The organism is Acinetobacter sp. FL (assembly GCF_040744925.1).
Taxonomy (GTDB): domain Bacteria; phylum Pseudomonadota; class Gammaproteobacteria; order Pseudomonadales; family Moraxellaceae; genus Acinetobacter; species Acinetobacter radioresistens.
This window is the reverse complement of record NZ_CP160437.1, coordinates 1,665,079-1,688,463: the sequence shown is the minus strand read 5'-3', so window position 1 is coordinate 1,688,463 and position 23,385 is coordinate 1,665,079. Positions and strand designations below refer to the sequence as shown.

Below are 23,385 nucleotides of genomic sequence, written 5' to 3'. Positions count from 1 at the left end.
ATCAACAAAAACAGGTGAAAATCGATGCCGCATCTTAACAAAGATTGGCAGGAATAAAAATCAGTCCTGCCTTTTAACGTGCTGTGCTTTTGCCGGTCTTTATACAGTACTAGAAGGATCGGATCATTTTTAAACCAGCACTCCAGTTGCGGCCATCTGCGGGTTCGAAGAAACGTTTGTTCCCATCATTTACTATTACTGAACCTACATAATCTTTATCAAGCAAGTTATCTACCCGGGCAAAAGTATTGATTTTCCAGTCAGCATTTTTCCATACATAGCCAATATTTGCAGCCATAACTGTATAACTTGGTGCAGTATCAGAGTTAATATCGTCTACATAAATTTTATCATTGTAGCGAACATCAAGTCCTGCCTGAAAGCCGGTTTCGGGTTGCCAGTTTAAAGCGATATAGGCCTGATTTTTGGCAATTCCCGGTATGATATTGCCTTTATATACGGTTGCACGGCTGTCTGAGCCAGGAATATCTGCATCAAACTTGGCATTTAGATAACTATAACTTGCCTGTGCATAAAGCTCCTGCCACAAGTTTTTATTCCAGTACAACTCAATACCTTCACGCTGGGTGCGTTTGGCATTTTGAAAAGTATTACGGCCATTATTACTCTCTGCCGAGACAATATCATTGCGAGTCTGAGTATGGAAAATGGCCGTACTGAAATCGCCCCAATTATTCTGAGTTTTGAAACCAAGCTCATAACTGTCACTGCTGGCTGGTTTCAAATCAAAATTAATCCCCGAAGTTCCTGAGGTAGGGTAAGCCATTTCTGTAAAGGTCGGTGTTTCAAAGCCTTTAGCATAGCTAATATAAAGTGTTGAATCCGGTATGATATTCCAGCTTAATGCAATTGAGGGAAGAAGCTTCTGATAGTCTGTCTGTCCACTGTCATCCTCATTGGTACCCTTAATATATTTATCTTTAGATTCATAATGCACATTGCTATAACGCAGACCACTGTCTACCCGCCAGTCTGGCAGGAATTGCCAAGAAGCCTGAATATAGGGGTCAATATTCCATAAAGTATTTTTCTCATCACGACGCAAGTTACCTTTTACGCCATATTGTGGTGTATTGTTATTCAGTACAAAATTTTCATAACCCTGCCGGTCTTCATCCATTGCATCGAGTGTCATACCAATACTTAGGGTAGTATTTGGCAGTAGCTCTTTACCGGTCCAGCGCAAATCCGTACCGTAATACATACGTTCAAAATCGATTACACCGCCGGCATGTCGAGGGTTGGCCTGTGCAGTATTTGGAATGGACTGGTATTGAATTACATGGCGCTGGCCAAGATAAGCCATGCCATAAAGTTCATGCTGATCATTAATTGGCTTTGACCACGTTACTCCTGTTTGAGTCTGCTGAATTTCCTTACGTGTATCAAACTGTCGAATAAAGCTGGCCTGCTGTCTCGGGTCATCCTTCCATTGTTGACGGGTTAAACCGCCTGGGTCATCAGCGTTGATATCTACATGGTTAACTACCCAGTTAACTTGAGAACCATCTTCCAGATTCCAGCTCAGCTTTGCATTGTTTAGGACTTTACGTGCTGCACTATGTTCCCGAAAGCCGTCAGTGTCAAAGTAAGATGAACTGATGATATAGCTTGGTTCACCTGCTTTATCTGCACCACCTTGTAAAACCAGACTGGTTTTGTTTTTATGATGGCTGCCTCCGGCATAACCCAATTCAACAGAATCACGACCTTTGCCTTTACGTGTCGTGGTAAGAATAGTCCCGCCAGATGAATTTCCATACAGGGAAGAGAATGGACCACTTAATACTTCTATATGGTCGAGACTGCCCAAATCAATATTTGAGGTCTGACCTTGACCATCCGGCATGGTGGCAGGAATACCATCAACATATAAGCGTATACCGCGTACCCCGAATGTTGAACGTGCACCAAAGCCACGCATGGAAATTTGCAGATCTTGCGCATAGTTTTCACGGTTATTAATCTGCAGCCCTGGAACACCTTTTAGGGTTTCTGACAGATTCACATCCAGATTATTCTGATTTTGTGGCTGTTCTATACGATAGACAGATGCCGGTGTTTCAAGCCAGCTCGTATCGGTACGTGTAGCTTCAAGCGTAATTGGTGCAAGCTGTACAACTTCTTGTGCTTGAGCCCAGCTTGCCTGAAGAATGCAGGCACTCAGAAGAAGTTTTTTATATGGAAAGGCAGATAGGGAAGCAGAGCTTTTCATAAGTATCCTGGACTGGTAAATACTAATAGCCTAAGAATTTAAGACTAGATTCTTAAGGTAAAAAAGCTGAGTTTTTAAAAGATCAGACCATGTTTATTCATATATAAAACAATGAAAGTATAAGGGAAAGATTTGTTATAAGAATAAGTTAAAGCTCCCCTATGACTCTAAACCTGATTTCAGATAAAAACTCAGCATTAGAAGCGTATTAAAATGGAAATAAATGCAGCTGACCAGAATTTATCTGTAGTATCTTGGTATAAAAGTCGTAGAATAACTTGAGAAATAAGATTATTTATATTTTTAAAATTCAAAGAGATCAATAAAAAGCCAGCGGCTTAAACTATAGCGCCGGCTAATATTTTAGTACTGATTAGTTTCCACGATAAGTAGAATATCCATAAGGGCTGAGTAGGAGTGGAATATGATAGTGGGGTACAGTGCCCTTCACTTCAAAAATGACCGGAATTTCGGGAAAAAAAGTATCCTGTTTCTGTGTTTTAAACCAGTCACCTGTTTTAAAGGTAACTTTATAAAGCCCCTGATGAAAATTCTTGTTTTCTGGATAAAGTGCAGTAATACGGCCATTTTCATTGGTTTTAGACTGACTGATCTGAACCCATTTTCCTTTAATCTGTTCTTCAAGCGTGACCTCAACATTAGATGAAGGCAAGCCTGTTTCTAGGTTAAGTACATGCACACTGAGCGGATTAGCTGCAGCAAAACTGAATTGGGCTGCACATAGACTTAAACCGGCAATAATGAGTTTTTTCATGTTTTTACTCCTGTGATAAACTTTTTTGGACACCCTGTTCGGCGCATGCTTCATCTTGTGCTGCACCACCTCCACCTGCGACTCCTACTGCACCAATCACTTCATTTTTATAGGTTACTGGAATACCGCCACCGAGTAGCAACAGTTCATTTAGGGTGTTCAAATTACTGGCTTCAGGGTTATTTTGAGCATTACGGTTCAGGACAGAAGTCCGTGTTTTGGTAGACAGTGCAGTATAAGCCTTGCGCTGTGCCGCAAGGGCATTATGTGGACCAACACTTTCGTGACGTTTGAGTACCAGTATATTGCCACCCCGGTCCAGTACCGCGACTGCAATATTCTTTTGCTGGGCATGACAGGCAGTAATGGTATGATCAGCTAAATGTTCAGCAAGCTTTAGACTTAAATTATATTGCTGTATTGGTTCAGGTGTTTTCGCAGACAATGTCGTGATAAAACCTGAAGCTAAAAAAAAGCTTGCCGTCAGAACAGGCCAGTAAGATGGCTTTAACATGAGTATCTCCTTAAATCCTGAAAACATAATAAAAAGAGATGTGGTCTTGTTGGATGACAAGTAGATTACAGATTTGTCATTTAGGCGTAATGGAAAAATGGTTGTGAAATGAATATCTTGATTATTGAAGATGAACAGAAAATAGCGCGCTATCTGGCCAAGGGTCTGACTGAGTCAGGTTATCGGATATGGCTTGCACATGACGGACGGGAAGGTCTTATGCTATTTGAACAGCATGCAATTGACTTGGTTATCCTAGATGTGATGTTACCAGAGCTTGATGGCTGGCAGGTGATTCAGACCTTGCGCCAGTTTTCGGAAGTTCCGGTATTATTCCTGACCGCCCGTGACAGTGTTTTGGACCGGGTCAAAGGTCTGGAACTGGGTGCTGACGACTATCTGGTAAAACCTTTTTCCTATATTGAGTTACTGGCAAGAGTTAAAACCTTGTTACGGCGTTCATCTACTAAAGTAGTCGAACAGTTACAGGTCGAGAATCTGAAAATCGACTTGCTCGAACACAAGGTTTACCGTGACCGGGACCTTATTGAATTAACCAACAAAGAATATGCTTTACTCAGATTTCTGGCTGAGCATCAGGGCGAAATCATGACACGTACCCAAATTGCTTCCCAAGTCTGGAATATCAATTTTGATACTGACACCAATGTGGTTGATGTAGCAGTACGTCGCCTGCGTGCTAAGATTGATGATGCTTATCAGCCTAAACTGATTCATACCATACGTGGTATGGGCTACAAACTTGATACAAACACATGAGTATATTCCGGCATTCGCTTGCAGTTCGGCTGAGCTTATCATTTATCGGTATTGCCTGTGCAGTGTTTTTAGCGATAGGTCTACTGGCTTACAATGGTATGGATCAGGTATTAAAGCGCCAGCAGGATGAAGCATTGCGAGCCAGGGTAGAGCGGCTGGAACTCCTGATTCAAAATTCTAGCGATTTAAATAGCCTGATTCAGCGGCCCAAACTTTATGAAAATATGCTCGGAAATCAGGATAATCTGCTTATATTAAAAAATCAGAACGGAACTGCTCTGATCTATATTAATCCCTTACAGATTCATATACCCATTTTGCCTAAAGCCGAACAAACCTGGCTCATTAATAATAAGAAACAGCAGGCCACTACAAGGTTGGCATGGAAAACAATCAATTATCAGGGACAGCAGTATTTACTGATTGCAGGTAAGCAGTTCGATGAGCGAGAGCAGGTCCTTTATAGCTTTGCCTTAAAGCTTGCAGGTTACATTGGGCTAGGAATCTTGACGGTATGTATATTGAGTGCTTTAGTCAGTTATTATGGCCTTGCACCACTAAGAGATTTAAGTGAGCAGACCCGGTTAATCAATATTCAAAAGCTGAACCAGCGTGTCAGCGAAACCAGTCAAAGTGACGAAATCAGACTACTCTCTACCGCCATGAACAGTATGCTGGAGCGGATTGAGCAAGGTTATCAGCAACTGAGCCGCTTTTCTGAAGATATGGCACATGAGTTTCGGACGCCTTTAAATAATCTGATTGGACAGACGCAGATTCTGCTTAGTCAAGACCGTGAAAAGGCCGATTATCAGGATTTGTTATTTTCCCATTTGGAAGAATATGAACGTCTGAAACGGATGGTTGAAAATATGCTATTTCTGGCACGTGCTGATCATTCTCAAAATAGCCTAAGCATTATAGAGATCAACCTAAAAAGTAGTCTGAATGAACTGTTGGCATATTTCGAATTAATCGCTGAAGAAAAAAATTTGCAGATTAACAGTCGCCTTAAGATTACATTTATCCATGCTGACTATTTATTGTTTCAAAGAGCAGTTTCCAACCTTTTAAACAATGCGATTGAATATAGTACAGAGAATGGTCATATTTCTATAATAGCTGAACGGATAACACTGGCAGGTAAAATATATAATGCAATTCATGTTTTGACACATAATGTAGATATTGCTGAACAACATTTGCCACATTTGTTTGAACGCTTTTATCAATGTGATCCGGCCAGACACCAGCAAGGACGTTCTGGCGGTTTAGGGCTTGCAATTGTTCAGTCAATTATGAGTGTTCATGAAGGGATAACAGAAGTTAAAAATATGCCGGAAGGGGTCCGGTTTAGTCTGTATTTTCCTGAACATTTAGCTGGCAATTCAGTAAATAGAAAATAAAAACATTCTTATAACCGTTTTAATTTTCTGTTAAATACCGCACTCCTTCCGTGGCAGTCATGGAAAGTAACTGGTACTGTTCAGGGAGCTGCACATGATCGGCTTTTGGGTCAATATAGTAAGCTTCACAATGAGCAGGAATCTCATTAACCAGAGCTGCAACAGGATATACTGACAGTGTTGAACCTATCACAATAAAAATATCAGCCTGTCTTGCAAGTTTAATGGCCTGTTCATAAGCAGGCACAGCTTCACCAAACCAGACAGACCACATGGGGCCGTAAAGGATAATCTTGCCGACATTTATGTTGCTGAAGGTCAAGCTCCCAGCCGTCAACCGGATAAAACTCTTCAGTATATTGAGCGTCCGGGCCTGATGTCTTTGCCAGGCGAATATTCCCGTGTAAATGTAATACCCGCTTACTTCCTGCGCGCTCGTGTAGATCATCAATGTTCTGGGTAATCACCTCGACATTAAAATTATCTTCTAAACTGGCAATAGCCTGATGTGCAGCATTCGGCTCGGCATCAAGAATATTTTTACGCCGTTCATTATAAAATCGTTGTACCAGTTCAGGATTTTTGGACCAGGCTTCAGGCGTAGCGACTTCCTCAATACGGTATTGCTCCCAAAGTCCATTGCTGTCGCGAAAGGTATTAATTCCACTTTCTGCACTCATACCTGCACCAGAAAAAACAACCAGTTTTTTCATAGCTATTATGCTCTATTGCTTAAGGCTTATTTCTAATATAATTAATTTAAATCAACATATTAAAGCTTTAGCTAGAAGATTATCTCAGTCAGGCATCTCATCAATATTTCGCGGTTCAGCTCGGGGCTGTACATTCATGCGATGGCGAAATGATGAGGAATGTTCATAAGCCTGAATTCGTACCCGCATAATCGACCCTAATGGCTGATGTTCACGAATTCCATGCCAAGGATTAAAAGAAAGGACATCATCTGAATATACCCGTCGGGCCGGACCAAAAGTATCCTGCTGGGGAAAATGCAGAATACCAATATTCTGATGTGGAGATTCTTCTTCACGCCATAAAACTGCTGCATCCTCAACTGGCATCCGTTCAAGATCAGTACAAAGTTGCGCACGTATTACGTAATCAGCAGTATTATGTTTAAAAAAATCCCTGACCAGATCACGGATGGTGGACTCGGATTCAATCTGCATCTGTTGTCCTGTAAGTGTTTTTACTGAATCGGACTCAGGGGCAACACTAATCTTGGTAATATAATCGCCATAGCGTAACGCAGCCATTGTATGATAGGTCTCACCTAATATGTGGTTCTGGCTGCGAGCCAGACCTTGCAAAGTTGCAGGCGCGGGAACTCCTGCAGATTCTACTAACTGATTAACGCCACGTAATACTGAACGCATACCGCGCATCATACTCTCAGGTGCCTGCTCGCCTTGGGTAATGAAAGGCAGCACCTGTTTGTATTTTCGTACTGTCCCGAAAGCCAGTACCGGTATATTGACCATTAAAAAATCCTGATTATGACCATCACTGGGATCATCAGGAAGTAACCGGTGTCCGGGAACATTTAAAATTTTAAGAGCAAAGCCATGAGGTGCCGGAATCTTATCGCTACGCAAATCTCCCGGGGCAGCAGAAAGACGCACCATAACATCATAATGGCCAGGGTGAGCGAACAGGCCTTGGCGCAAATGTTCAGGCAAATTTTCAGGAACCTTCAAAATTCCTTTTAAGAATCCATGTGATTTTGCATGAGCATCACGGACAGCATGACGGTGTTTATCAAAGACTTTACAGTTTGTTTCAGCCATCTGCTCGACAATTTCCTGAATCAAACGGTCCTCATCTGGCTGTTTTTGTTCTACTCCGGGATAGTAGCGCACATAGCGTTTCGGCATGACAAGGCTCCTTTATTATTTGAATATGACTAAATTTAAAAATAAGAAAATAATTTGGTACTAATCTAGCCAACTCTAAAGCAATGAAATATGCAACTTGGTAAACAATTCGAGTGTATTTGGTAAATATAAAGTGCTGGCTTGAAACCTAGAGGGGGACTATTGTAGAAACATTTTTTGCCACATGAGCTTACAGTCAGGCATGTTATGCTTGAACTTATTGTTCAGCCATTCAAAGGATAGTTTCGTGCAATTACATCATCATATACAAACTGCTTCTGAGGCCACTACACAAACTCCAGTTGTATTGTTGCATGGTTTATTTGGTAGTTACAGTAATTTGAATATGCTGGCGCGGGGTATAAAAGACCGTGATATTTTTCAGCTAGATCTGAGGAATCATGGACAGTCTGGTCATTCGGCCGAACATAATTACGAACTGATGGCACAAGATGTAATCGAAACTTTAGAACCCTTTAAACTGGAGAAAGTCATTCTGATCGGGCACTCTATGGGCGGAAAAGTTGTGATGAAAATTGCGGCTTTAAGACCGGAGTGGGTAGAAAAGTTGATCGTACTGGATATTTCACCTGTGCATAGTAATCATGGTGAACATGAGCAGATTTTTAAGGCATTAAAAGCGGTAGAAGCCAGTGATGTACAAACCCGACCTGAAGCAATGACAATTATGCGTGAATACCTTCAGGAAGAAATGGTTATACAGTTCCTGATGAAATCCTTTAAGGCTGGGCACTGGCTGTTTAATGTCGACGCTCTGGCGAACAATTACCCGAATATTCTGGCATGGGAAACTATTGAGCCCTCATCCATTCCAACCTTATTCATCAAAGGTAGCAAGTCACCTTATATTTCCAAAGAAAAACATTTTCAGGCAATTCACCAGCAGTTTCCATTTGCACGGATTGAAGAGGTTGAGGCAGGCCACTGGTTACATGCAGAGAAAACAGAACAGGTTATGGCACTCATCTTAAATATGCTGTATACCTGAGCCTTATAGTTTTCTAGACTTCATATCTTAAAATATAAAAAACCTGTCATTAGACAGGTTTTTTATATTTATTAATTAGTGGTCATGATGAAGATATTCTGGTTCTTTTGGTAGTGCAAAACTACACAGGAAACAGATAACAAGCATGACAATAACATAAACGAAGAAAGTATTTTCAAACCCTGCTTCTTTAAATTTTAAAGCAACGGCAGGAGCCGAGCCTCCAAATAATGCATTACCTACTGCATAAGAGAAACCGACACCAAGTGCACGAACATGGGTCGGGAACATTTCTGCTTTAACCAGGCCACTAATAGACGTATAGAAACTCAGCAACATCATCAGGAAAATAAGCAGGAGCGTTACGATTACAGGTGAATAGCTGAAGTGTCGCATCCCGACAACCATTACTGGATAGATAAAGATAGCACTGGTGGCACTAAACAGCAGCATAGATGCCCGTCGTCCAATCCGGTCGGAAATCATACCGAATATCGGCTGCGCCAGCATAAATACAAATAGGGCACAGGTCATCATAAAACCGACAGTCTTGCCATCAATACCGATATTGGTTAGGTAGGTTTTTGAATAAACAGTAATAACATAGAAAGTTAATGAACCTGCCGAGGTATAGCCAACCACCAGTAAAAAGGTTTTCCAGTGTTTTTGAAATAATGCACGCAGGCTACCAGACTCTTTACGCTCACTGTCTTCATGTGACAGAGTTTCTTCAAGACGGCTACGGGCCAGTAAGGAAATAATGGCGGTAATACCCCCGATGACGAACGGAATGCGCCAGCCGCCGTCCATTAACTGCTGTTCACTCATAAAAGCAAGCAGGATCACACCTAGCAGACTCGCTAGAAGTTGACCGCCGGAGAGGGTGACATACTGAAAAGAAGCATAAAAACCACGCTGGCCTTTTAATGCAATCTCGCTCATATAGGTTGCAACCGCTCCGTACTCGCCCCCAACCGATAAACCTTGTAACAGTCGAACCAGTAATAATAAAAATGGAGCTGCCATACCTACCTGTTCATATGTAGGCAGTAAGGCGAAAAGGAAGGAACTGATAGCCATCAAACTGATAGAAATAACCATCGACTGTTTACGGCCCCGGGTATCAGCAATACGGCCAAAAAGCCAGCTACCGATTGGACGCATAAAGAAACTTGCCGCAAATACTCCCCAGACATAAATACCCTGTGCGGTAGAAGTCATATCTGGTGCAGTAAGTGCATGCTGGAAATACATGGCAAAAACAGCATAAATATAAAAATCGAACCATTCCACCAGGTTACCGGAGGAAGCCCCGACAATTCCCAAGACCCGTTTCCGTTTTTCTTCTTTCGTATATATGACTTCACTCATCTAGATATCCTTATGGCTATGCCAGTTGTACTATTTGCTAGATAATCATTATTTAAAATATATAAATGATCGTATTTTCTCTTCTTCTATATAGGAAGAAGATATACACAGTAGTTAGCATTGGCAATTATAGGGATTAAATATTAAAAAGTAGCCATATGAGAAATTTTAGTAAATATATGGGCATTAATTCGGCATTTTTATTATAAATATAAAAAGACTTTTAATTACAGGTAAAAAAACAAGCCCTAAAATATGAAATTTCAGGGCTTCTGGCTTTGAAGTATATTTAAGCAAGCTTAAAATTTCTTGGTGTAATTTACAAAGAACCGGTTCTCGGTAAAGTCATTACCGTATTTGACGTCGTAATTAATCAGAATATATTGCAGAGCTACACCCTTCAGCGCAGGCTGCTGGAATGCATAATTTACAATAATATTTGACTCACTTTCCTTGTTTTCTCGGCCATCTGCGGTTTTAAAGTCATTGCCATATACATACTTCAGTGTCGTATTCAGGCCCGGTACATGGTCTTTAAAATCATAACCGTAGATAAAGTGATATGACTTTTCATCTTGCTTGAAGAAACCGGTGGTATTCCAGTTAATAAAATAAGTTTCTGGCAAGAAACCGTCTGGAAGCGGATAAGCAGACTCACCAATAATTTGCTGATAACCGATACCAAAGCTATGGTTTTTAATCTTGAGAGTTTCCAGTAGACCTACATTTTGTGCATCTATGTCAAAATTATTTCCGGTATCTTGAGCATTAAAATATTTAAAGCGTGAGTTAACTGAAAACTCTGGCTGTTTCCAGGTATGATCCAGACCAAGGTAATGCTTGTTATATAGATTTTCCAGATTACCAAAATAATATTCTGCTTTAAGATTTGGCATGATCTGATAACGCAGGTCAATATAGTTTAAGCCATCAGAAAATTCGGTTATGCCGTTTGAAGTAAATGAAAACTTGCGGAAGTCTTCTTCATTGCGTGGCGAAACTTTAGTAATACGGCCAATTTCCAGATTTAACTGGTCGGTCAGTTGTGATTTAAGATTAGCTCCCCAATAGGACGTTAATAGTTGCCGGCTGGCATCTACGGCAGTAACCGGTAAATCCAGCCATAACTCACCCAAACTGAGCAATGTTCTGTCATAACCCAGTTTTAAGGTAGCGCCATATTTTAAAAAGTCGCGTGCTTGCGTTTGAGTTACCGGATCAAAAGGTAGAACAGTATCGGCAACGTGTTTGTCTGAACTTAAACGTACCGCGTACTGTACTGAGGCATCTGCACCAATTTTGACTGGCAGTCCTGCAATCTCAAGTGGGGTGTCAATCATTCTGGATTTATAGAACAAAGAAGCAGACTGTGACCAGCTGCCGGTATCTTTTAAATCGGAACGTTCAAAGTTACGATCAATATATGCATTTTTTAAGGTAAATTTCCATTCATCTTCAACTGGAAAAAGTACAGGTAAACTTGGAGCAGCAGTAGAAGCTTTGTTTTGCTGTACGGGACTTCCTGCAATATTCTCTGGAAGCGGTGTACTCTGATGAACTGCTGTATCCTGATTACCTAGCGGAGATTCAGCTGCCCAAAGCGGTAGAGATGCCGTAAATGCTGCCAGCATAACCCCTGAAGAAACTGCAAGATGTTTAGTTTTTAATTCATTCATAGAGTTTAGTTCCATTTCTTGAAATAATGTGCCCATCCTGGGCACATAGATAAGTTAAGTATTTAATGAGGTCGTTGTATTTAAAGGTGGAGCAGGGGTAGCGGTTACAGATACTTTTAAATTGACCAGAAAAATTGCTAGGGCAGCAATAATACCGGGAATAGCAATCGCTAAAAAATTCATCTGATGTGGTAATTCCAGTGTAAGTAAGGCGCCCGTTAATACAGGTCCAACAATTGCACCAATCCTGCCTATACCGGATGCCCATCCCAAACCAGTTGAACGTACAGCTGTTGGATAAAACTGTGCGACAAAAGTATAAAGTAGAATTTGCGATCCGATGGTTGCCGCGCCAGCAATCGCGATCAAGCTATACAGCACAAATTGCGGGCTGTTGAAACCTAGTAAGATCAGGGCAAGAGCACCTAATATAAACATGGTAGTAATGACAGGTTTCAGATGGAATCTGTCTGCCAGTACTCCACCACCAATTGCTCCTACCATTCCCCCAATATTTAAGGCAAACAGAAACAGCATGCTGGCACCTAGTGAATAGCCCGCTTGCAACATCAGTTTTGGCAGCCAGCTTCCTAAAGCGTAGACCATCAATAGACACATGAAAAAGGCTATCCAGAACATGAATGTACTGAAAGTACGTCCACGCTGAAATAAGGCACGAACAGGTGCACCCTGATGATCAATGTTTTCATTTAAATAAAGTTCAGTCTCAGACCCTACAGCTAGCTGAGGAGATAATTTCTGAACAATATTTTTAGCTTGTTGCTCGTCTTGGGACTTGATCAGGAATGCAAGAGATTCAGGCAGAATTTTCCAGAGTAAAGGTAAAAACAGTAAAGGAATACCCGCTATGTAAAACATAATCTGCCAACCATGATCTTTGACTAACCAGGCACCAAGTAAGGCAGATACCATACCGCCAATGGCATAGCCACTAAACATGATTGCGACTAAAGTACTGCGAATTTTCTTTGGTGCATATTCTGTCATAAGGGCTACAACATTTGGCATAACCCCCCCGATACCTAGCCCGGCAATAAAGCGTAATATTGCAAATTCGACAGGACCACTGGCAAAAGCGCCTATAAAAGTAAAACCACTAAACAGTGAAACACAGATTAAAATAGTTTTCTTGCGGCCCAGTTTGTCAGATAGCGTGCCAAAAATCATGGCGCCAAACATCATTCCAAATAATGCAGTACTGGCCAGTAAGCCTGCTTGTACTGCCGATAATGACCATTGCTGCATTAATAGCGGTAGTGCGACCCCATAAATAACCAAATCATAACCATCAAAGATAATAATGATCAGACATAAAATTAATACCTTCCAATGAAAAGGCGTAAATTTCGCATAGTCTATAAGATCATGAATATTGATCTGACTTTTATTCATTCTTCACCTCCAATCTGTGAAGTACTGAGTAATTATGCTGATAAATTAGGCTGTAGCTTGTATTAAGTCAAAAACTTAATCAGTATATATTTATGTAATAAAGGTATGACTAAAAGTTATTATTTAATTATTTGATCTTAAAAATATTTATTATATTAAGGAAAATAGAAATTTATATATTATTTTTATAGTTATATAAAAAATATTTTATATATAGAGTAAAATAAAAATGTAGAAGATTATTTTAACTTAATAAAAATTTTAATAAAAAACCGGATAAATTAATTTATCCGGTTTTGAAATTTAAAAAGAAAATGAGATTTTAAATTATCTTATAAAATCTGAGATTATCTGATTAAATATTTCAGGCTGTTCAATATTTGAAATATGAGAAGCATTTATTTTAACAAGTTGAGCATTTGGAATACGCTCAAGCATAAATTCAGCATCTTCTACGGTAGTGACCGGATCTGCTGTACCTGCAACAATTAATACTGGCACTTTAATCTCTTTAAGCTGATCACGTAAATCCGCTTTAGCCAGAGCCTCACAACAGCTTGCATAACCTTCGGAGCTGCCAGCTGCCAGGTCGTTACTCAAATGCTTTACAATTGCTGTTTGGCTCTGGATAAAGGGTTCGGTAAACCAGCGTGAAGCAGCAGTTGCAGCAATAGGCTTTAAGCCCTGTTCACGGACCAAACTGGCGCGTTCCCGCCAAGCCTGTTCCTGTCCAATTTTTGCTGCTGTATTGCATACTATAACGTGATTAAAGCGTTCAGGATAATGGATCGCAAGCCATTGTCCTGTCAGGCCGCCCATGGAAATTCCACAAAAGCTGGCAGTCTGTATTTTAAGGTGGTCAAGCAGGTGAATAACATCCAGACCTAATTGTTCAAGCGTATAAGGACCTTGAGGTGCAGAGGTGCTGCCATGGCCGCGTGTGTCATAGCATATGACAAAAAAGTGAGCTTTGAAGTAATCTAGTTGCTGCTGCCACATATTCAAATTAGTTCCAAGCGAGTTGGAAAAAATCAGTGCCGGCTTGTCTGTATCGCCAAAAGTCTGATAGTGCAGGGCAATATCATTTAAAGTAAATGTTGCCATTATAATTTCCTTGAAATTGTTTAAACCCGTTCAATAATCATAGCAATACCCTGACCAACCCCGATACACATCGAACACAGCGCATAACGGCCATTACTCTGCTCCAGCTGATTGAGTGCAGTGGTCACCAGCCGCGCTCCCGAAGCACCCAGTGGATGACCTAGCGCAATTGCACCCCCATTCGGATTCACCTTGATACTGTCATCCGGCAATCCTAAATCCCGGGTGCAGGCCAGTGCCTGTGCCGCAAATGCTTCATTCAGCTCGATCACATCCATCTGCTCAAGACTCATGCCCGTCTGGTCCAGCAGTCTACGGATGGCCGGAGCCGGGGCAAAGCCCATAATCCGGGGTTCAACGCCTACCGTGGTCGCCGCAATAATTCTGGCACGCGGCTTGAGCTGGTACCGGGCAACAGCCTCATCTGAAGCCACCAGTACTGCGGCTGCACCATCATTAATTCCTGAAGCATTGCCCGCAGTGACCGTGCCTTCTGCCTTGACTACAGGTTTAAGCCGGGTCAGGCCCTCAAGCGTGGTTGAGGCACGTGGATGTTCATCGCTATCAACCACTACTGCTTCCCCCTTACGCTGCGGTATCGTTACCGGGGTCAGCTCGTGTGCGAAGAAACCTCGCTGCTGGGCGGCAGCCGTGCGCTGCTGGCTGGTCAGGGCAAAGCGATCCTGGTCTGCCCGGTTAATGCCAAACTGCTCAGCGACATTCTCGGCAGTTTGTGGCATGGTTTCAACACCATACATTTCTTTCAACTTGGGATTGATAAACCGCCAGCCCATGGTGGTGTCTTCAATCTTCTGGCTGCGGCTAAAAGCCGATTCAGCCTTGCCCATGACAAAGGGCGCACGGGTCATGCTTTCTACCCCACCGGCAATGACCAGATGGGCTTCTCCGGCCTTGATGGCACGCGCTGCCATGGCGATGGCATCCATGGACGAGCCACACAGCCGGTTAACCGTCGTGGCTGGTACCTGATATGGCAGGCCTGCCAGCAGGGCTGACATGCGGCCGACATTACGGTTGTCTTCACCCGCCTGATTGGCACAACCATAGATCACATCATCGAGCTGGTTCCAGTCCACGCCCGGGTTACGCTGCATCAAGGCCTGAATCGGCACGGCACCGAGGTCATCAGCACGGACGGCTGCCAGACCGCCGCCATAACGGCCAAAGGGAGTACGGATGGCATCAACAATATAAGCATTCTTCATGGGTTCTGACCTTCTATTCTCTGCTGCATGGGGACAGTGAATCTATCAATTTGAGGTGGCATCAAGCAGGCGGGCACCGGTCAGTGACTGCAGCTCGTCAAAAGACAGCCCGTCGACTTTCTCGATGACCTTCAGACCTTCCGCGCTGACATCAATCACGCACAGGTCGGTATAGATACGGTCGACACATTTCAGGCCGGTTGCCGGGTAGCTGAGCTCGGCTACAATTTTCGGTTCACCTTTTTTGGTGACATGGTCCGTGGTTACAAATACTTTCTTGGCACCTACAGCCAGGTCCATCGCCCCACCAACTGCCGGGATGGCATCTGCTGCTCCGGTATGCCAGTTGGCCAGATCACCATTTTCAGCCACCTGAAAAGCGCCGAGTACACAAATATCCAGATGACCACCACGCATCATGGCAAACGAGTCACCGTGATGAAAGAAGGCACCGCCTTGCAGCATGGTGACGTATTCCTTGCCGGCATTGATCAGTTCCGGATCTTCTTCACCCGCTGCCGGTGGCGGACCAAAGGCCAGCAGGCCATTTTCCGAGTGCAGGAATACATCCTTGTCTTCTGGCAGGTAACTGGCAATCCTGGTCGGCAGGCCAATACCCAGGTTGACATAGGCACCATCCGGAATATCCTGGGCAACCCGGGCTGCAATCTGGTCACGGGTCAGTTTGATATAGCTCATCATATTCTCCTTGGCGGCTTATGCGTGGGTATTCGGGCTCGATGGCGTGACCGCCACAACATGTTGGACAAAGATTCCCGGGGTCACGATATGTTCCGGATCCAATGCACCCAGCTCTACCACCTCGGAGACCTGGGCAATGGTGACCTCGGCTGCCATGGCCATAATCGGACCGAAGTTGCGTGCAGATTTACGGTAGACCAGGTTGCCCCAGCGGTCACCCTGATGAGCCTTGATCAGGGCGAAGTCAGCCCTGATCGGGTTTTCCAGCACATAGTCCTTGCCTTCGTGGTGCAGGGTAGGCTTGCCTTCGGCCAGCAGGGTACCGAAGCCGGTAGGTGTATAGATGGGTCCAAGGCCCATACCGGCCGCCTGAATACGGCAGGCCAGATTACCCTGCGGAACCAGTTCCAGTTCGATCTTGCCGGCACGGTAGAGTTCATCGAAAACCCAGGAGTCGGACTGGCGCGGGAAGGAGCAGATGATTTTACGTACAGCGCCTGACTTGAGCAGTTTGGCCAGACCATAATCACCGTTACCGGCGTTGTTATTTACAATGACCAGATCCTGCACGCCAAGCTCGATCAGGCCATCGATGAGTTCAGCTGGCTGGCCGGCTGTACCGAAGCCGCCAATCATGATGGTAGAGCCGTCTTTAATCTGTGAAAGCACTTCGGCTAAGGAAGTCCTGCTTTTATCAATCATAATATGTCCTAGTCAAATAGATAACCTGTTTCAGCTTTTTGAGCTTTGCGTAGAAGCCACAGCAGCCGTAATTGGCTCATGTTTACTCAGTACCAGATGTGCAATTACACCAATACAGATACCCCAGAAAACCGAGCTGAGACCCAGAAAATGCATGCCAGAGGCAGTGGCTAAAAATGTAATCAGCGCTGCATCCCGCTGAGCATCATTTTTCATTGCCATACTAATATTGGTGGCAATCGCTCCTAATAATGCAAGTCCTGCCAATGCAGCTACCAGTTCCTTGGGTAACAAACTAAAAAGCATGACAATACTGCCAGCGAACAGACCGCCCAAAATGTAGAAAATACCGTTGGCGATCCCGGCAATATAACGCTTGTCTTTAAGTTCATGGGCATCTTTACCCATACATAATGCTGCCGTGATTGAAGCCAGTACAATAGTGATACCCCCTACACAGGCCACAGCAAGAGAGGCAATACTGGTAACACTGATAATCGGTTTGGCCGGCGTGTCATAGCCGCTCAGTTTCATAATTGCCATACCCGGTAAAAACTGTCCGGACAGGCTGACCAGAATCAGTGGAATAGTCAGGTTTAATGTGGAATTCCATGACCACTCAGGCATGATGAATTGTGGAATGGCAAGGGAAAAATTCATTTCAACTGGATTCATTTTTCCAAGAATAAGACTTAGACCGATGCCAGACACTAAAACCCAGATCATTGCATAGCGTGGACTTAAATGTTTTGCGACCAGATAAACCCCTAGCATGCCAAATACAATGATGGGCATGCTATCTGTAGCTTTAAACAGTCCCAGACCGAACTGGAATAAAATCCCCGCCATCATGCCAGCTGCTACATCCTGAGGAATCCATTTCAATAATTTATCAAAATAGCCGGTGGCACCGATGGCAAAAATTACTAATGCAGAAGTGATATAGGCGCCTACTGCCTCATTTAGGGAAATATGAGGGAATAACGTGACCAGCAGGGCAGTTCCCGGAGCAGACCAGGCAGTAATTACCGGAGTTTTATAACGTATGGACAGGTAAATTCCTGCAACTGCTGCGCCGATCGAAATTCCCCAGATCCATGAAATCATCATGGCACTAGAAACATTAGCCTGTTGTGCCGCCTGGAAAAAAATAATTAAAGGACCTGAATAAGAAATCAGCACTGCCAGAAATCCTGCGACAGTTGCTGAAATTGACCAGTCTGCTTTTAATGTCCTGAACAGGGTTGCCATTGCGCATTCGCCTCCATGCAATTAAATTCAATGATCCTGTTGAATCTTTTTATATAAGATCAGGTTTAACCCTGATCACCTCCACCTACCGGTATGACACTGCCGGTAATATACGATGACTCATCAGAAGCCAGAAAAACAATGGCATTTACTTGTTCCTGAATAGTTCCATAGCGGTGCATTAAAGACCGGTCAATCGTCTGGTCAACCACTTCCTGCATCCAGTGTTTTTCAGCGTCTGAAAGTGGGCTGTCATTCCGAGGCACTTTCCGTGGCGGTGCCTCAGTTCCGCCTGTCGCTACAGCATTGACCCGGATTCCATCTTTGGCATGTTCAAATGCTAAAGATGCCGTCATGGCATTTACACCACCTTTAGAAGCGGAGTAGGGAATACGATTAATACCACGGGTAGCGATAGAAGAGACATTAACAATAACACCGGACTGATTTTTAATCATTTCTGGTAAAACTGCACGACAGCACCATAAAGTCGGGAAAAGTGAACGGTTTACTTCCTTGATAATTTCCTCTTCAGAAAATTCCTGAAAAGGTTTCATCCAGATGGCACCACCCACATTATTGATCAGTACATCAACACGACCATAAGTTTCCACTGCCTTACTCACAACTGCCTGAGCACCGGCAAAAGTTTCCAGGTCTGCCTGAATGGTGATAACGTCACCACCCGCAGCCTTAATTTCGGCTGATACTTCTTCTACATAGTCAGAGCGGTCTGCCATCACTACCTGAGCACCTTCTGCCGCTACACGCAAAGCTACTCCACGACCAATGCCTTGAGCTGCACCAGTAACAATGACTACTTTATTATTAAATCTTTGCATATTCATAAGCTTCTCCACAGAGATTAATTTGCAGAGAATTTTTCAAACAGGAAGTTTGCAGGTTTGACACCTTCAGCGTCCAGCCAGCCGCGTACTGCCTCGACCATTGGCACCGGTCCGCAAAGATAAATATCTACATCACCGTTATTTAACCAGCCATGATCAATATGATTGGTCACATATCCCTTACGTTCATGCAGGCTTTCGGGGTTAGCCACAACTGTGCAGTATTCAAACCACGGAAATTTTTCCTGAAGCTCATCAAGTTTTTCAAGAGCCACCAGATCAAAGTCGTTGGTTACACCAAAAACCAGACGTACAGGCTGTTCACAGCCCTTTTCTTCCAGTACCTGTAGCATTGACATGAACGGTGCTATACCTGTACCACCTGCCAACATGAGGACCGGGCGGTTAATATTACGCAGGTAAAAACTGCCAAATGGACCGGTAAAACTCATCTTGTCGCCCGGTTTTACAGTTTTGCTTAGAAACTCACTCATTTTGCCATTGGGTACATTACGCACGACAAAACCAGTCAGGCGATTGCCCGGTTTTGAGCTAAAAGAATAGGAACGGGTTTCCGTAGTTCCCGGAATCTCAACATTAACATACTGCCCAGCCAGAAAATGAATATCCGGCTGGCCTTCATCAAGTTCAATATCAAATGTAATTGTCGAGTCAGACAGGTTTTCAACCCGTGATAGAGTACCCTGAAATTTATGGATTTCAGTTTTACATACATCTGAAGATGCCTGGATCTGGAATACGGCATCTGAAGTAGGGCGGCACTGACAGGCCAGAATATAACCTTCTTCAGCTTCTTCCGGTGTAAGTGCATCTTCAATATAGTTTTCTTCTGGCATGTCATAGCTGCCAGATTCACAGAACGCACGACATGTACCACAGGCGCCATCACGGCAATCCAGAGGAATATTGATTTTTTGGCGATAAGCTGCATCTGACAGAGTTTCACCCTGAGCAACACTGATGAATCGGGTAACGCCATCTTCAAATTGAAGTGCTACATTGTGGTTTGACATGGCTTGAATCCTGCAAAAATATTAAAACTGGAGCGCTCAGCCAACATTCCGTTTGGCTGAGATTTGATACATGTTAGATATGGTAGATATCAATGACTTGATTGATATAGTCGTTCTTAAGCACTACATATTTGCTCAGGATTTTTGCTTCATTACCTGAAAAATCAATCACATAACGTGACATACCAAAATAGCTGTAGCTGGTTTTATAACGGTAACTCAAAGTATTCCAGTTAAAACGTACTGTGACCTTGCTACCTTCACGTTCAACTATTTCAATATTTGAAATATTGTGACTGGTACGGGTGTCAGGCATGGTGGCACTTGAACGTTCTGTTTTAATTCGGAAAATCCGGTCTTCAAGCCCTTGACGGTCAGGATAGTAAATCAGGGAGATTTCAGACTGCGGGTTTTCAGTGAGTTTGTCATCATCATCCCAGGCAGGCATCCAGAAAGAAGCTTCCGGCGCATAGCAGGCCAGCCATTCATCCCACTGTTCATCATCCAGAAAACGGGCTTCTTTAAAAAGAAACTGGCTGACCTGTTCCAGTGTTACGGTTTCGAGGTTCGCTGTTGCATTCATGCGTTCTCTCCTTGATCAGCCAGTGCCTTTTCTGCTGCAATCGCTTTTTTCATCTCATGTAACCAGTGCTGATGCTGGGCCAGATACAACCCTTCATCTTCAGTTTTAATACCGGAAAGTTTCGGTTTTAAACCAATTTCATTAGCTGCATCATCTGGTCCTTGTACCCAGTGCTTAGATCCACGGCACATATCGTTCCATTCCAGTTCAATGCCGGCATATCCTGCCTGGCAGGCACGGAATTCTTCCAGGTCATCCGGAGTTGCCATGCCAGAAGCATTGAAGAAATCTTCATACTGGCGAATGCGGCGTGTACGGGCTTCAGGTGTTTCACCTTTAGGGGCGATACAGTAAATGGTTACTTCAGTTTTATTTACTGCCAGGGGACGTAATACCCGGATTTGTGAACCAAACTGATCCATCAGGTAGACATTTGGATACAGACATAAATTTCGTGAGCGTTCAATCATCCATTTGGACATCGCGGCGCCATAACGCTCGGTGTATTCTTCAGCCTTGCTGTAGTTGGGACGGTCTTCCGGATTGGCCCATTGGGTCCAGAGCAGCATATGGCCATTTTCAAAACCATAAGAACCCCCACCTTGCTTGCCCCATGCGCCTGCACTCATGGCCCGAACATTATCACCAGCCTGTTTTTCCTTGCGTTGCTGGGTTGTCGCGGCATAGTTCCAGTGCACGGCAGAAACGTGGTAGCCATCGGCTCCGTTTTCTGCAGTAAGCTTCCAGTTCCCTTCATAGGTGTAAGTCGATGCACCACGCAGAATTTCCAGTCCTTCATCAGACTGGCCAACAATCATATCAATAATTTTGGTAGCTTCACCCAGAAATTCTTCAAGAGGGGGTACATCAGCATTTAAACTGCCAAACAGGAAACCCTTATAGTTTTCGAAACGTGCCACTTTCTTTAGGTCATGTGAACCGTCTTTATTGAAACAGTCAGAATAACCTGCATCTGCCGGATCTTTTACTTTAAGCAGCTTACCAGAGTTATTAAAGGTCCAGCCGTGGAATGGACAGGTATAAGTGGCCTTGTTGCCGCGCTTGTAACGGCAAAGCTGTGCACCGCGGTGCGAACAGGCATTGATCATAGCATTCAGTTCACCGGTACGGTTACGTGCAATGATGATCGGCTGACGGCCAATATGGGTAGTGTAATAGTCGTTATTGTTCGGAATCTGGCTCTCATGTGCCAAGTATACCCAGTTGCCTTCAAAGATATATTTCATCTCCAGATCAAACAGCGCCTGATCTGTAAAGACTGAGCGGTGAAGTTTAAATTCACCAGTTTCAAAATTGTCTACAAGTAATTCATCAATACGGTCAAGGTGGCTGGTATTGATTACAGGAATACGTGGCATGTCCGTTCTCCGACTTTCCAAATTTGTGGAAGCCACCGGGTTTAGCTAAAAAGAGCTGAACCCGGTATCTCTATAACGCTTAAGCGCTTGCGCGGCGTCGTTCAACTTCGCTAGAAGGAGCAGCTTCTGCTTCTTTCACGAGCTCAACATTAAAAGTGATGTGCTTGAATGGCTTGTCCAGTTCACGACGGGCTATTTCAGCTTCATCAGTCACATCTGTTGCTGTCGCAACCAGTCCGTCACGGGTAGCAAAGGCAAAGTCATCCCACAGATACTCGTCACCTTCGATATTGAACTGGGTGGTGAGCTTGCGGTAACCCGGTGCCGATACAAAATAATGCACATGAGAAGGGCGGTTACCATGACGGCCGAGCTTGTTTAAAAGCGCCTGGGTGGTGCCTTCTGGCGGGCAGCCATAACCTACCGGCATGGTGGTCAGGGCAACATATTTACCATTCACATCTGTGAGGATGGTACGGCGCAGGTTAAAGTCGGACTGGGACTTGTCAAAGAATGAATAGTTCCCCAGGCTGTTGGCATGCCAGACTTCTACCTTGGCTCCTTCAATAATATTGCCCTCTGTATCAGTAACTGTTCCTTCAATGATCAGGGTGTCGACCTTGTCGGACTCGGAGCCGTCATCCATACGGGCAAAGCCGACAGACTCAGGGGCACCGGCCACATAGAGCGGGCCTTCGATGGTACGGGGAGTGCCGCCAGTGATACCGGCCTTGGCATCTGCCTCATCGGCACGCAGGTCGAGGTAGTGTTCAAGACCGAGCCCGGCAGCGAGCAGGCCGAGTTCATTGGCCTGACCTGCATCGGTCAGGTATTCGAGGCCTTTCCAGACTTCAGAGGGCTGGATGTCGAGGTCTTCGATGGCCTGGAACAGATCCCCGAGCAGGCGGACGACGACCTGCTGAATGCGCTCATCGACCGGGCCTTTGGCGGTATCGACATTCATTTGTTTTACGAGCGCATCAATTTGTTGACGGTTCATACTATCACTCCTTAAGTATGTATAAGACGCTAACGGGGCTGGCGACAAGCGAGAAAGGTTCCCTGATGTGCTGGCCATCACTGGCTGGCCTCGTTCCGTCTGTTGTTATTACCCTTCGTTTAAAGGAAAGTACGGATGCAACTGTAGAACTGCATCTTTTTTTCTGCATCAATTTTATGAATCGTTTTCACGTACAGAAGACGGATGGCGATTCAGAGCCATGATCTCAATATTCATATAAGGGTAAAGCGGTAGACCCTGCAAAATGTTGTGCAGTTCTTCATTGTTTTCCACATCGAAAATACTGATGTTGGAATACTGGCCGGTAATACGCCAGATATGACGCCATTTACCCAGGCGTTGCAGCTCTTGGGAGTAAGCTTTTTCAACAGCCTTAATTTCGTTCGCTTTCTCGCTTGGCATATCTAGTGGAATATGCACATCCATACGCACATGAAATAACATGTTAAAACTCCTTATC

At 43.9% G+C, this 23,385-nt stretch carries 21 protein-coding genes and 1 pseudogene; 3 read left to right on the top strand and 19 right to left on the bottom strand.

Annotated elements, in window-relative coordinates; all coding sequences use genetic code 11:
• Positions 1-109 precede the first annotated feature (109 nt).
• From ABZP31_RS07920 to ABZP31_RS07910, 3 genes are all read right to left on the bottom strand, one after another.
• A complete protein-coding gene (locus ABZP31_RS07920; RefSeq protein ID WP_248134560.1) occupies positions 110-2,236 on the bottom strand; it encodes a TonB-dependent receptor in 2,127 nt (708 codons plus the stop codon).
• Between the two features lie 373 nt (positions 2,237-2,609).
• Positions 2,610-3,011, bottom strand: a complete 402-nt coding sequence (gene uraH / locus ABZP31_RS07915) for a hydroxyisourate hydrolase (protein WP_005020012.1) — start codon at positions 3,009-3,011, stop codon at positions 2,610-2,612.
• 4 nt (positions 3,012-3,015) lie between these two features.
• Positions 3,016-3,525 carry a heme-binding protein gene (locus ABZP31_RS07910; RefSeq protein WP_111281409.1) on the bottom strand — a complete coding sequence of 170 codons (510 nt, stop codon included), beginning with the start codon at positions 3,523-3,525 and terminating at the stop codon, positions 3,016-3,018.
• 108 nt (positions 3,526-3,633) lie between these two features.
• On the opposite strand from ABZP31_RS07910, the gene ABZP31_RS07905 reads away from it, so the two are divergent.
• Together ABZP31_RS07905 and ABZP31_RS07900 are read left to right on the top strand one after the other, a co-directional pair.
• Positions 3,634-4,305, top strand: coding sequence for a heavy metal response regulator transcription factor (locus ABZP31_RS07905; RefSeq protein ID WP_248134562.1), 672 nt, complete (start codon positions 3,634-3,636; stop codon positions 4,303-4,305).
• Positions 4,302-5,711: a heavy metal sensor histidine kinase gene (locus ABZP31_RS07900; RefSeq protein ID WP_248134564.1), complete on the top strand. Its 1,410-nt coding sequence runs from the start codon at positions 4,302-4,304 to the stop codon at positions 5,709-5,711. The genes ABZP31_RS07905 and ABZP31_RS07900 overlap by 4 nt, the downstream gene beginning before the upstream one ends.
• Positions 5,712-5,730: 19 nt before the next feature.
• Here the strand turns inward: ABZP31_RS07900 and ABZP31_RS07895 are convergent.
• Positions 5,731-6,433, bottom strand: a pseudogene (locus tag ABZP31_RS07895) (NAD-dependent deacetylase).
• A gap of 75 nt (positions 6,434-6,508) precedes the next feature.
• Positions 6,509-7,606 carry a catalase family protein gene (locus ABZP31_RS07890; RefSeq protein ID WP_248134566.1) on the bottom strand — a complete coding sequence of 366 codons (1,098 nt, stop codon included), beginning with the start codon at positions 7,604-7,606 and terminating at the stop codon, positions 6,509-6,511.
• Between the two features lie 247 nt (positions 7,607-7,853).
• On the opposite strand from ABZP31_RS07890, the gene ABZP31_RS07885 reads away from it, so the two are divergent.
• Positions 7,854-8,615 carry an alpha/beta fold hydrolase gene (locus ABZP31_RS07885; RefSeq protein ID WP_005026198.1) on the top strand — a complete coding sequence of 254 codons (762 nt, stop codon included), beginning with the start codon at positions 7,854-7,856 and terminating at the stop codon, positions 8,613-8,615.
• Positions 8,616-8,690: 75 nt separating this feature from the next.
• On the opposite strand, the gene ABZP31_RS07880 is transcribed toward ABZP31_RS07885, so the two are convergent.
• The 14 genes from ABZP31_RS07880 to catC form a co-directional block, all read right to left on the bottom strand.
• Positions 8,691-9,986 (bottom strand): MFS transporter, encoded by a 1,296-nt coding sequence (locus ABZP31_RS07880; RefSeq protein ID WP_005406307.1) that lies wholly within the window; start codon positions 9,984-9,986, stop codon positions 8,691-8,693.
• A 299-nt stretch (positions 9,987-10,285) separates the two neighbouring features.
• Positions 10,286-11,698: an OprD family outer membrane porin gene (locus tag ABZP31_RS07875; protein ID WP_248134568.1), complete on the bottom strand. Its 1,413-nt coding sequence runs from the start codon at positions 11,696-11,698 to the stop codon at positions 10,286-10,288.
• Between the two features lie 18 nt (positions 11,699-11,716).
• Entirely contained in the window at positions 11,717-13,075 is a 1,359-nt protein-coding gene (locus ABZP31_RS07870; protein ID WP_248134570.1) for an aromatic acid/H+ symport family MFS transporter, read from the bottom strand.
• 327 nt (positions 13,076-13,402) lie between these two features.
• Positions 13,403-14,179 (bottom strand): 3-oxoadipate enol-lactonase, encoded by a 777-nt coding sequence (gene pcaD, locus ABZP31_RS07865; RefSeq protein ID WP_248134572.1) that lies wholly within the window; start codon positions 14,177-14,179, stop codon positions 13,403-13,405.
• A gap of 20 nt (positions 14,180-14,199) precedes the next feature.
• A complete protein-coding gene (gene pcaF / locus ABZP31_RS07860) occupies positions 14,200-15,405 on the bottom strand; it encodes a 3-oxoadipyl-CoA thiolase (protein WP_248134574.1) in 1,206 nt (401 codons plus the stop codon).
• Between the two features lie 45 nt (positions 15,406-15,450).
• Complete coding sequence (locus tag ABZP31_RS07855) at positions 15,451-16,104, bottom strand: 3-oxoacid CoA-transferase subunit B (RefSeq protein ID WP_248134576.1); 654 nt, start codon at positions 16,102-16,104, stop codon at positions 15,451-15,453.
• Between the two features lie 18 nt (positions 16,105-16,122).
• Positions 16,123-16,809 (bottom strand): 3-oxoacid CoA-transferase subunit A, encoded by a 687-nt coding sequence (locus tag ABZP31_RS07850; protein ID WP_248131926.1) that lies wholly within the window; start codon positions 16,807-16,809, stop codon positions 16,123-16,125.
• A gap of 30 nt (positions 16,810-16,839) precedes the next feature.
• The gene (gene benE, locus ABZP31_RS07845) at positions 16,840-18,060 is read right to left on the bottom strand and encodes a benzoate/H(+) symporter BenE (RefSeq protein ID WP_367156777.1); all 1,221 of its coding nucleotides are present in this window, start codon (positions 18,058-18,060) and stop codon (positions 16,840-16,842) included.
• 65 nt (positions 18,061-18,125) lie between these two features.
• Positions 18,126-18,908, bottom strand: a complete 783-nt coding sequence (benD, locus tag ABZP31_RS07840; RefSeq protein WP_248134578.1) for a benzoate diol dehydrogenase BenD — start codon at positions 18,906-18,908, stop codon at positions 18,126-18,128.
• Between the two features lie 17 nt (positions 18,909-18,925).
• Positions 18,926-19,942 (bottom strand): benzoate 1,2-dioxygenase electron transfer component BenC, encoded by a 1,017-nt coding sequence (benC, locus tag ABZP31_RS07835; RefSeq protein WP_248134580.1) that lies wholly within the window; start codon positions 19,940-19,942, stop codon positions 18,926-18,928.
• 73 nt (positions 19,943-20,015) lie between these two features.
• Entirely contained in the window at positions 20,016-20,525 is a 510-nt protein-coding gene (benB, locus tag ABZP31_RS07830) for a benzoate 1,2-dioxygenase small subunit (protein ID WP_248134582.1), read from the bottom strand.
• On the bottom strand, positions 20,522-21,904 hold the full coding sequence (gene benA / locus ABZP31_RS07825) for a benzoate 1,2-dioxygenase large subunit (protein WP_248131916.1): 1,383 nt from the start codon (positions 21,902-21,904) through the stop codon (positions 20,522-20,524). Before benA ends, benB begins: the two co-directional genes overlap by 4 nt.
• Positions 21,905-21,983: 79 nt before the next feature.
• A complete protein-coding gene (gene catA, locus ABZP31_RS07820) occupies positions 21,984-22,904 on the bottom strand; it encodes a catechol 1,2-dioxygenase (RefSeq protein WP_005026172.1) in 921 nt (306 codons plus the stop codon).
• 174 nt (positions 22,905-23,078) lie between these two features.
• Positions 23,079-23,369, bottom strand: a complete 291-nt coding sequence (gene catC / locus ABZP31_RS07815; protein WP_119879244.1) for a muconolactone Delta-isomerase — start codon at positions 23,367-23,369, stop codon at positions 23,079-23,081.
• Between the last annotated feature and the right edge of the window lie 16 nt (positions 23,370-23,385).

Coding starts and splice junctions, on each gene's coding strand:
- catA (WP_005026172.1), bottom strand. CDS start 22,904: ATGAACCGTCAACAAATTGATGCGCTCGTAAAACAAATGAATGTCGAT.
- uraH (WP_005020012.1), bottom strand. CDS start 3,011: ATGAAAAAACTCATTATTGCCGGTTTAAGTCTATGTGCAGCCCAATTC.
- ABZP31_RS07905 (WP_248134562.1), top strand. CDS start 3,634: ATGAATATCTTGATTATTGAAGATGAACAGAAAATAGCGCGCTATCTG.
- pcaD (WP_248134572.1), bottom strand. CDS start 14,179: ATGGCAACATTTACTTTAAATGATATTGCCCTGCACTATCAGACTTTT.
- ABZP31_RS07910 (WP_111281409.1), bottom strand. CDS start 3,525: ATGTTAAAGCCATCTTACTGGCCTGTTCTGACGGCAAGCTTTTTTTTA.
- catC (WP_119879244.1), bottom strand. CDS start 23,369: ATGTTATTTCATGTGCGTATGGATGTGCATATTCCACTAGATATGCCA.
- benD (WP_248134578.1), bottom strand. CDS start 18,908: ATGAATATGCAAAGATTTAATAATAAAGTAGTCATTGTTACTGGTGCA.
- ABZP31_RS07875 (WP_248134568.1), bottom strand. CDS start 11,698: ATGGGCACATTATTTCAAGAAATGGAACTAAACTCTATGAATGAATTA.
- benE (WP_367156777.1), bottom strand. CDS start 18,060: ATGGCAACCCTGTTCAGGACATTAAAAGCAGACTGGTCAATTTCAGCA.
- benB (WP_248134582.1), bottom strand. CDS start 20,525: ATGAATGCAACAGCGAACCTCGAAACCGTAACACTGGAACAGGTCAGC.
- ABZP31_RS07880 (WP_005406307.1), bottom strand. CDS start 9,986: ATGAGTGAAGTCATATATACGAAAGAAGAAAAACGGAAACGGGTCTTG.
- ABZP31_RS07850 (WP_248131926.1), bottom strand. CDS start 16,809: ATGATTGATAAAAGCAGGACTTCCTTAGCCGAAGTGCTTTCACAGATT.
- ABZP31_RS07890 (WP_248134566.1), bottom strand. CDS start 7,606: ATGCCGAAACGCTATGTGCGCTACTATCCCGGAGTAGAACAAAAACAG.
- pcaF (WP_248134574.1), bottom strand. CDS start 15,405: ATGAAGAATGCTTATATTGTTGATGCCATCCGTACTCCCTTTGGCCGT.
- ABZP31_RS07870 (WP_248134570.1), bottom strand. CDS start 13,075: ATGAATAAAAGTCAGATCAATATTCATGATCTTATAGACTATGCGAAA.
- benC (WP_248134580.1), bottom strand. CDS start 19,942: ATGTCAAACCACAATGTAGCACTTCAATTTGAAGATGGCGTTACCCGA.
- benA (WP_248131916.1), bottom strand. CDS start 21,904: ATGCCACGTATTCCTGTAATCAATACCAGCCACCTTGACCGTATTGAT.
- ABZP31_RS07900 (WP_248134564.1), top strand. CDS start 4,302: ATGAGTATATTCCGGCATTCGCTTGCAGTTCGGCTGAGCTTATCATTT.
- ABZP31_RS07855 (WP_248134576.1), bottom strand. CDS start 16,104: ATGAGCTATATCAAACTGACCCGTGACCAGATTGCAGCCCGGGTTGCC.
- ABZP31_RS07920 (WP_248134560.1), bottom strand. CDS start 2,236: ATGAAAAGCTCTGCTTCCCTATCTGCCTTTCCATATAAAAAACTTCTT.